This window comes from Paraburkholderia sp., from assembly GCF_035656215.1.
Classification (GTDB): Bacteria; Pseudomonadota; Gammaproteobacteria; order Burkholderiales; family Burkholderiaceae; genus Paraburkholderia.
In genome coordinates, this window is sequence record NZ_DASRSY010000115.1 from 1 (window position 1) to 8,846 (window position 8,846).

At 61.4% G+C, this 8,846-nt stretch carries 7 protein-coding genes; 4 read left to right on the plus strand and 3 right to left on the minus strand.

From position 1 onward, the window contains the following. Together VFE81_RS06500 and VFE81_RS06505 are read right to left on the minus strand one after the other, a co-directional pair. Positions 1-2,255, minus strand: a 2,255-nt coding sequence (locus VFE81_RS06500) for a xanthine dehydrogenase family protein molybdopterin-binding subunit (protein WP_325043806.1), incomplete at its 3' end; no start/stop codon positions are given. A 374-nt stretch (positions 2,256-2,629) separates the two neighbouring features. After that, positions 2,630-3,385 (minus strand): DeoR/GlpR family DNA-binding transcription regulator, encoded by a 756-nt coding sequence (locus VFE81_RS06505; protein ID WP_325043807.1) that lies wholly within the window; start codon positions 3,383-3,385, stop codon positions 2,630-2,632. A 133-nt stretch (positions 3,386-3,518) separates the two neighbouring features. On the opposite strand from VFE81_RS06505, the gene VFE81_RS06510 reads away from it, so the two are divergent. Together VFE81_RS06510 and VFE81_RS06515 are read left to right on the plus strand one after the other, a co-directional pair. Beyond that, the gene (locus tag VFE81_RS06510) at positions 3,519-4,109 is read left to right on the plus strand and encodes an NUDIX domain-containing protein (RefSeq protein WP_325043808.1); all 591 of its coding nucleotides are present in this window, start codon (positions 3,519-3,521) and stop codon (positions 4,107-4,109) included. A 349-nt stretch (positions 4,110-4,458) separates the two neighbouring features. Next, positions 4,459-4,758, plus strand: coding sequence for a hypothetical protein (locus VFE81_RS06515; RefSeq protein WP_325043809.1), 300 nt, complete (start codon positions 4,459-4,461; stop codon positions 4,756-4,758). A gap of 83 nt (positions 4,759-4,841) precedes the next feature. Here the strand turns inward: VFE81_RS06515 and VFE81_RS06520 are convergent, their stop codons facing one another. Next, positions 4,842-6,014, minus strand: coding sequence for a porin (locus tag VFE81_RS06520; RefSeq protein ID WP_325043810.1), 1,173 nt, complete (start codon positions 6,012-6,014; stop codon positions 4,842-4,844). Positions 6,015-6,576: 562 nt separating this feature from the next. Between VFE81_RS06520 and VFE81_RS06525 the strand changes: the two genes are divergently transcribed. Both VFE81_RS06525 and VFE81_RS06530 read left to right on the plus strand, forming a co-directional pair. Next, a complete protein-coding gene (locus tag VFE81_RS06525; protein ID WP_325043811.1) occupies positions 6,577-7,686 on the plus strand; it encodes an OpgC domain-containing protein in 1,110 nt (369 codons plus the stop codon). 181 nt (positions 7,687-7,867) lie between these two features. Continuing rightward, positions 7,868-8,728 carry an alpha/beta hydrolase gene (locus VFE81_RS06530; protein ID WP_325043812.1) on the plus strand — a complete coding sequence of 287 codons (861 nt, stop codon included), beginning with the start codon at positions 7,868-7,870 and terminating at the stop codon, positions 8,726-8,728. Positions 8,729-8,846: the final 118 nt, after the last annotated feature.

Consider the following 8,846-nt stretch of genomic DNA (forward strand, 5'->3'; position numbering starts at 1 on the left):
CCATCGAGCGGCAGACGCTCGACGCTGCCGTCGATCTCGAAGTCCGACTCGGTCCATTGCCAGCGATTGAACACATGCACGGTCGCACCGGTTACCAGACCCAACTCGTGCGCCTTCTTGGCGAGCTGTTCGAACGGCAGCGCTTCGAGCCCCGCCGCAGACAGCTTGCCGTCGACCCAGCGCGCGTCCTCGATGCGCACCACCAGCGGCGCGGCTTGACCACCGCCGCCGCCCTGACTCCAGATCGCCATCGCAGCCGGCCACAAACCGTGCGCGAAAACGACGCGCGCCGCTTCGCGCGTGCTGTGCGTGAAGTAAAACGCAGAGTTCGTCGCGCTTGAAGGCGACGCATAACCCGGCGACCAGCGCGGATTAGCAGCGAGCTTGTCCTGATCCGCTTGCGACATCATGTACGGATCGCCACTCGTGACGACCGGCAGATCGGGCCAATCGGTGATCGCGACATGCACGTCGGTGGCCGGCTTGCCGAGCCACTTCGCGACGGCGATTGCCTGCGAGGTCGACACGCCCGTGCCGATTTCAGCAGCCGTGTGTTGCAAGCTGACCTTGCCGTCGGCGCTGAACTCGACCTTCGCGAACGAGGTTTCCGCGCCCGTGCCGAAGTCCTTCTGCACGCAGGCAAAGCCGACACCGTAACGCTTGCCGGGATGCGCTGCTTCGAACTCGGCTTTACGCTTCGCGCGATTCACCCACAGCGGATGAATCTTCGCTTTCTGCAACACGTCGTCGACACGAATCGCGCCGGCGGGCACCGCGCCCTGTGTGTTCTTCATCCCCGAGCGCAGCCCGTTTTTCAGGCGGAAGTCGATCGGATCGACATTCAGTTGCGCGGCGATTTCGTCGACCATCATCTCGGTCGCGGCCATGCTTTGCAGCGTGCCATAGCCGCGTGCGGAGCCGGCGTCGATTGCGCGCGAGGCGACGGCAACCGCCGACAGATCGTTCTTGGGGAAGTAGTAGATCGACTGTGCCGCAGTCGCGCCGACCATCGCCACCGAGGGAGAAAAATTACACCGCCCGCCGCCGTTTGCTTCCATCTCGGCCTTGAACGATTGCAGCAGACCCGTGTTTTTATCGACCGCGATCCGGTAGTTCATCTTGAACGCGTGGCGTTTCAATGACGTCTGGAACTGCTCGTAGCGATCGTTGGCAAGACGCACCGGGCGGCCGTCCGCATACATCGCGCAGACGAGGCCGTAGAACGGCACGTTGAAGTGATCCTTCGAACCATAGCCCACCGTGTAGCACGGGTGAATGAACAGGTTCTTCACCGGGAACGCGCACTTCGCGACCATGCCGACCGCGCTGTCGACAACCTCGGACGGCGCCTGGGTCGGCACGACCATATGCAGCGATTGCGTCGCTGCGTCGTACCAGCAGTTGGCGTTGTCGGGTTCGAGCGCGGCCGTGTCGATCGATTGCGTGTTGTACTCGCGCTCCATCACGAGCCAGTCCGCCGACGGATGATCCAGCTCCTGCTGGATCTGCCCGGCATGGAACATGCCCTGCTCGTCGAGCTTGCCGTGTTCGACGCCGTCCGGCCACACCGGCTGGTGCTTACGCATCATGCTCGGGAACACCGGCGCGTCTTTCAGACTGGAGAAGATGTCGTCGTCATACGGCGTCTTGCCGCCGACGCGCACGAAGCGGAACGTGCCCCACGGATCGCGTTCGAGCGGTCCGGTTTCTCCACCGTAACGGATGACCTGGTTCTGGAACTTCAGTTTGTCTTTTGCGAAGCGAAAGCGCGCGAAGTCGTGATAGATCAGGATCGCGACCGCCTGGCCGAGATACGCTGGCGTCTTGCCCGGCGGCAGCAACATGTCGTCGCCGTAGAAGGCCGGGAAGATCAGGCCGTCGCGCGTCAGATCGTCCGCCGTCACCACGCGGTCGGGCTTCAGTTCGTCGCCGAGCAGCGACAGGTCGAAACCTTCATAGCGGCGGTCAGCTTGCGTCGTGCGCAGGATGAAAGCGTGTGACTGCTGCTGCGGCCAGTGCGGCATGTCGGTGGCGCGGATGTCGCGCGCGAACACTTTCGAGCCCGTCACTTTGGCGATACCGTCGATGCGGAATTTCGCCTGCCCGTTGGCGGCGTCCCACTGAACCGGCGTCAGAATTTTTTCTTCGAACAACGCAGCGAATGCGCGGCTGCCCATCGGCGCGATATACACCGACACACCCGCCAACACGCTGGCCTTCAGAAAACTACGACGCGAAAGGTCGAGTTTCCCCATGGACTTCTCCTTTAGTGAACACAGCGGCAACCCGATAGCAGGACAAACGCGGAACACAGGCCGGCGCGCGGCCACATACCAGCTTACACGCGGCGGACCTGCGCTGGGCTGTAAACCACGAGGGAGGTGTTCGAACCGCGGGCGCTTGCGTGCGCCCGGGCGTACCGGCAACGTGCAGCGGCCATCACTTCGGCTATGCCGCAGTCGATCTGATTTGCCTGGAACTACCGTAAGTTGCCTTTTCCCTGCCCGACAGAGGGCAAGGGCCAGGATTATCTCGCTGTTTAGACACACGGTGCGTCAATTTTTGTCAGCTATCTCGTAAATAACGGATTGAGTATGAACCGTTATACCAGCGGGTTTATGGCGCGTAACTATGCGCGCAAGATCGTGATGCCCAATGCCTCGAACGACGCCGTAAGCACCTCTGGCGTGTTCCGCTCGACGACGATCGTACTGGCCGCCGTCACATCCGCAATCTTGTACGCCGACGCCGCATTGAGTTTTTCCGCCGACGCCAGCACCACCGTTTCCGCCGCATGTTCCGCGAGCGCGCGCTTGACGTAGGCCTCCTCCATATCGCCGGTGCTAAGACCCGCTTGCGGGTGCACGCCGGTCGCGCCCATGAAAAAGAGGTCGGCGCGAATGCGGCTGAGGGCTTCAATAGCGGCCGCGCCCACGTTGACCATTGAATGGCGGAACAGTCGCCCACCGATCATGATGACCTCGAGCTCTGTGTGCTCCGCCAGTTCGACGGCGATGCTCGGGCTGTGTGTGACGATCGTCGCGCGCAAGTCGCGCGGTAAATGACGCGCCAGTTGCACGGCTGTCGTACCGCCATCGATGAACGCGATCTGGCCGCGCCCGATCAGGCCCGCCGCCGCCCGGCCGATCGCCGCTTTCGACGCCGATTCGATACGCTCGCGCCCGGCGAAATCCACTGCCGCCGGCGAGGCCGGCAATGCGCCACCATGCACGCGCTGAAGCTGTCCCTCGGCGGCAAGCTCGCGCAAATCGCGTCGGACAGTGTCCTCGGAGACGTCGAACTCGACGCTCAAGGTCTTGGCGATCACCTGGCCGTCACGCTTGAGCGCTTCGAGGATCAACTGTTTTCTTTGCGATGTGAGCACGGCGGCGGTCCTGAAAGCATTCTGACAAATTGCACGAATTTTCTTGTTTTTGCATGAAACTGCACGATATCATGAATTGCACGCGGTGCAGACCGCGTTTCCTACAGGATTCCCCCAGGACAGGATGCGAGCCATGAACGAAATCGCCGGGCGGGTACGGATTGTCGATGTGAAAGTGCTATCGGACGACTGGTACGTACTGAAGAAAACCACCTTCGACTACCAACGCGCGGACGGCAGTTGGCAACGCCAGAGCCGCGAAACCTACGATCGCGGCAACGGTGCGACGCTGCTGCTGTACGACGCGCGCCGCCGCACGGTGGTGCTGACGCCGCAATTCCGTCTGCCGGCGTTCGTCAACGGCCACCACGGCATGCTGATCGAGGCGCCGGCCGGCCTGCTGGAGGCGGCCTCGCCTGAGGAACGGATTCGCGCTGAGGTCGAAGAGGAAACCGGCTACCGCGTGCATGACGTGCGCAAGGTGTTCGAAGCTTTCATGAGCCCGGGTTCCGTGACGGAAAAGCTGCACTTTTTCGTCGCCGAATACGATGCCGTGGCAAAGGTCGGCGCAGGCGGCGGCATTGCCGACGAAGGCGAAGATATCGAGGTGCTGGAACTGCCGGTGGACAAAGCGCTCGCGATGGTCGAGCGCGGCGAGATCGTCGATGGGAAAACGATCATGTTGTTGCAGTATGCAAAGTTGAATCTGTTCGGCGCCGCGTAAGCGGCGGCTCGCAGATCGCGCGACAAGACTGCTGTGACGGGCCTGGGCACATAGGCGGCGTGTGGCGAGCGCCTCCGGCCGCTACGGCAGTTCTGTCAGCGACCTGGCCGCAAACCCAACTTTTCGGACTGATCTCACACGACGTTGGGAAAGGGACGATATGTTGAGGAACGTCCAAAAAATATCCTTACGGGTCCCTTTGAAGCCTGCCTGCCTCGCTGTCAGCGCATTGCAAGTCTTCAAACGGAAAAGACATTTCCGTTAGTATATTTTTTACTTCGCCAGCTCAATAAAAGCCGGCGAATGATTTGAGGTTTAAGTGGATTCTCTTAATTCAGCGAACAGGTTTATGGGCGGCTTCTTTTTCGGCGCCCTGATCGCTGCAGTCGTAATGGTATTGCTGTGCAATGCCGGTGAATTTTCGCCGTTTATCGCGAAACTGCATGCTTTGGAACAGGTCATCCTGACCGCGCTCATTTCCCTCGTTGTCGTTGATGCAAAGCCATTGGCCTATAAAACCGTCTGGCGTGAACGCCGCTGCAGTTTCATACTCGATGAAGATCTGACCGCGACCATTCGCGGCAGAACCTTCGGCATTCCCGCCGGCGTGGTAATCGGGATTCTGATTCAGAATTACGTGATGAACTGATTTCCCCTCACACGGGGAAACGGCATTCATCGAGCATAGCCTTGCCTTCATCATTCAGTACCCGACCGGCGTGCCCCGGCGCCCTAGAACTTATGCCGTATCGCCGCGCGCACCACGACCTGCTTCGAAGTCGATGACGGGGACTGGGTGCCGGGCGTAAAGGCATCGTCCAGAATCGAATAAGTGGCGTCGCCGGTCACCTGCTGATACTCGCCCTGAATGTACACGTCGGTGCGTTTAGACAAGTTGTAGTCCGCCATCAAGCCGAACGAATGAATCTTCGGCTTCACGCCACCGCTCGAGGCGTCGTAGGTTTCCATCGTGTAGACATACTGCGCGCCGACGAACAACATCGGCGAAATCTGATACTTGCCGTTCACCTCGAAGTTCTGATACTTCAACGAGTTCAACAACACCCCCGGTGGCACAAGCGGCGTCACGCCAAGATAGCCATTGCCGGTCGGGTCCAGGTAGTTCGAGTTGGTGTACACGAAGCCGGCAGTGGCCGGCCCGAAGGTGTAGGTGATGCCGCCGCCGAACACGCGCATGCGGGCGGCGATAAAACTGGCGTCGTTCGCCGTGATCGCGCCGGTTGCGCCGTTGCCGGGGTTATCGGCCTGCAAATAAGCCGCGGCCAGCAGTAGTCCTCCATAGGTATACTGGCCGCCGAAACTGTATGCGCGATTGTTGGCGAAGCCGGTGTCGTTGCTGAAGCTATAGACGCCGCCGAACTGGAAGCCAGAGATAGACGGGCTCGCGTACTTGACGCTGTTGTCGAGACGGAATGAGTTGTCGGTGTTGTCGTTATCGTACGGATGCGAGAACAGCGCACCGGCCCAGTTGCCGTTGGCCGTGGTCTGCGCCAGATAGTCGACCACCGAGTCGTACTGGCGGCCGAACGTCAATGTGCCGTAGGACCCCGAACTCAAACCGACGAACGCCTGGCGGCCAAACATCCGACCGCCCTGGTTGAGCCGCCCGGAACTGACGTCGAAGCCGTTTTCCAGCTGGAAGATCGCTTTCAGGCCGCCACCGAGGTCCTCGACGCCTTTCAGGCCCCAGCGGCTGCCTTGCGCATCGCCGCTTGCGAGCTCATAGACATGGCCTCGACCAACGTTATTGGTGTAGTTGATGCCCTCATCGAGCACGCCGTACAGCGTCACGCTCGTCTGGGCAAAAGCAGGCACGGAGAAAATGGCTAACGAGGTGGCGGACAAAGCGGTGGAGACAGCCAGCGCGAACACTTGCTTGTTCATGAAGATCTCCCAGAACTCGAGTAATGGGACAACTCGATCCGACCGCTTTCTTTTGACGCTTCTCGAGGCGTTTATCGACCCCGACGCGCTTTCAGGAAATCCTCACACGCCGTTACGTCGCCGTCTATCGGGTGTCGCGTCCATATCTCAAAACGTTGCGAAATCTCCACTGCATCGGTCCACCCTTTCTTCGCGACGCTTATTCAGGTAAACGGCGCCGAGTTGCCCGGACTTAAGCCGGCTGTCGCGTTGGACGCGTTTGCCCTGCACGTCCCGTAGCGGGTTTGTCATGGAAAGAAATATAATCGAAAGCTTTTGCGGCGGCGCAGCGGAACTCCGCGCCGTCAAACGGGTCATTTTTACTGGCCTCCGCAACCGCACCTCGCGTGGCCGGTTCAAGCGGTGACGCGGATGCCACCCCGCAGCTCGCGCATCCGGGCGGCGGCCATCCGTGGGGCGGCCATCCACCGCCGCACCTGATCCAATTTCAAAAAAGCTTTGTGAGACGCCTGCCGCGCTGAACTAGCGCGCCGTCGCACGGGGCTGCTTTTGGCACCACACAATGCAAAAGTCGCAATCCCGTTTGATCGAGCTCGATTTTTTCCGCGGGCTGGTCCTCCTGATCATCGTCGTCGATCACATCGGCGGCAGCATTCTGTCGCGCGTAACGCTGCATGCCTATGCGCTGTGCGATGCGGCTGAAGTCTTCGTGTTCCTCGGCGGTTTCGCCACCGCGACGGCCTACGCGGCGCTCGCCGAGCGGCGTAACGAGGCGACCGCGCGCAGCCGGTTCCTGCGCCGTTCGCTCGAAATCTATCGCGCCTTCCTCATCACTGCCGGCTTGATGCTGCTGGTCAGCGCGGTGCTGACCGCGTTCAGTATCGACGGCCCGAATCTCGCCACCACCGATCTCGACGATCTGATGGACGCCCCCGTAGCCGCCCTGCGCGACATCCTGCTGTTCCGCCGTCAGCCGTATCTCGCTTCCGTGCTGCCGATGTACGCGTTCTTCGCGCTGCTGGTGCCGATGATCCTGCCGCTCGCCCGCAGCAAGCCTTGGCTGCTGCTGACCGGCAGCGTCGCGCTGTGGGCTGGTGCACCGGCTATCGACGCCTACCTGCCCGCCGCGCCGGACATGCACTGGGATTTCAACCCGTTTGCCTGGCAGTTGCTGTTCGTGCTCGGCGCGCTGGCACGCTGCCAGCCGGTTTATCAGCGGATCAGCACACACCGTCTCGGCTGGCTGGTCAGCTTGCTGGCGTTCGCCGTGGTCGCTGCCGCGGCCTACTACAAGCTGTTTATCGAACGCGAACCGCTCGATGGCAGCTTCAAGCAAAACCTTTCCTATCTGCGCGCGGTCAATTTTCTGGCCATTGCGTGGTTCGTCGCGAACCTGATCCAGCTCGGCTGGGCAAGAAAGCTCGCTCAATGGATGCCGTGGGTCGGTATGATCGGGCGCAAGGGGCTGCTGTGCTTTATCGCGGGTGCCGTGATTTCGCTGGTCGTCGATTCGGTGCTCTACGCCGCGACCGACGGCTACTTGAACTATCCGCTCGGGTTGGTGGCGGATGCATTTGCGGTCGGCGCACTGTTCGCCGTCGCCAAGGCGTCGGAGCCGCTGAAGCGCTTCACGGCGCGTCTCTGGAGCTTGCGTCTCAGAACGTCGCCCTGAGTGAGCGGCGTGCGCATGCGCACGTGAGCTTTTGCTGGATCGCCGCTCGCTGGGTTGCCGCTCGCGTGCCTACCGAGTTACCGGGTTACCGCTTGCCCCGCTTGCCACCCGCCGATTTCCACTGCCGATACTGATAGCATGACGACCGCGCGCGATCTGCGCGGCGGCCTCTTACCCTGACATGCGTCTATTCCTACATTCCGCACTCTTCGCGCTATGTGCTGCTGTCGGCGCACCGGCAAGCGCCAGCACCGTCATCAGCCGAAGCTTCCATTCCGAAGCGCTCGGCCGCGACTGGGCCTACACGATCTATCTGCCCACCGGCTATCGCCACGACGCCGCACGCATCCCCGTGCTCTACCTCCTGCACGGTAATAACGGCGATGCCAACGACTGGCTCACGCAAGGCCACCTGCAAGCGACCGCCGACGCACTAATCGAGCGCAGAGAGATGCCGCCGGTCGTGATCGTGATGCCGCAAGGCGGCACGGACTGGTATGTCGATCGCAAGGAGAAGATGGAGACCGCGTTCTTCAGCGATCTGCTGCCCGAGATCGAAACGCGCTACGCGGTCGCGACGCAGCGCGGCGGGCGGATGATCGGCGGCGTTTCGATGGGCGGTTTCGGCGCGCTGCGCTACGCCGTGACGCAACCGGAGCTCTTTTGCGGCGCGCTGCTGCTAAGCCCCGCGATCTATGCGAACGAGCCGCCGCTCGCTTCAGCGGCACGCCACGTCGGCGTGTTCGGCGACCGGCAGTTCGATCCGCATGTCTGGCACGCGCTCAACTATCCGGCGCAATGGGAACGGTACATGAGCCAGCCGTATCGCCTGCCGATGTTCATCGCCGCCGGCGACGACGACCTCGCAATCCAGGCCGATGCATCATCGCTTTACACGCATCTTCGGCTGGCGGGAAATCCGGCGGCGCTGCGCATCATCGACGGCGGTCATACCTGGGATGTGTGGAGCGCGCTATTGCCCGCCGCGCTGAAATACACGCTGGGCTGCGTCAAACAGTCGGCGCGCGATCGGGAAAAGTAACCCGGCGAATCAGCAGTCCTGATTGCGCCGAAAAATTGCGTGCGACTATTGCACGAGATCGGTCCACAGCACCATCAACACAGTCATGAGCGCGGGCCCAATAAAGAGGCCGAGCAAA

Bases quoted from the DNA above. Each gene is read 5' to 3' on its own strand.
- VFE81_RS06510 (WP_325043808.1), top strand. From the start codon at position 3,519: ATGAACGAAATCGCCGGGCGGGTACGGATTGTCGATGTGAAAGTGCTA.
- VFE81_RS06515 (WP_325043809.1), top strand. From the start codon at position 4,459: ATGGGCGGCTTCTTTTTCGGCGCCCTGATCGCTGCAGTCGTAATGGTA.
- VFE81_RS06520 (WP_325043810.1), bottom strand. From the start codon at position 6,014: ATGAACAAGCAAGTGTTCGCGCTGGCTGTCTCCACCGCTTTGTCCGCC.
- VFE81_RS06525 (WP_325043811.1), top strand. From the start codon at position 6,577: ATGCAAAAGTCGCAATCCCGTTTGATCGAGCTCGATTTTTTCCGCGGG.
- VFE81_RS06530 (WP_325043812.1), top strand. From the start codon at position 7,868: ATGCGTCTATTCCTACATTCCGCACTCTTCGCGCTATGTGCTGCTGTC.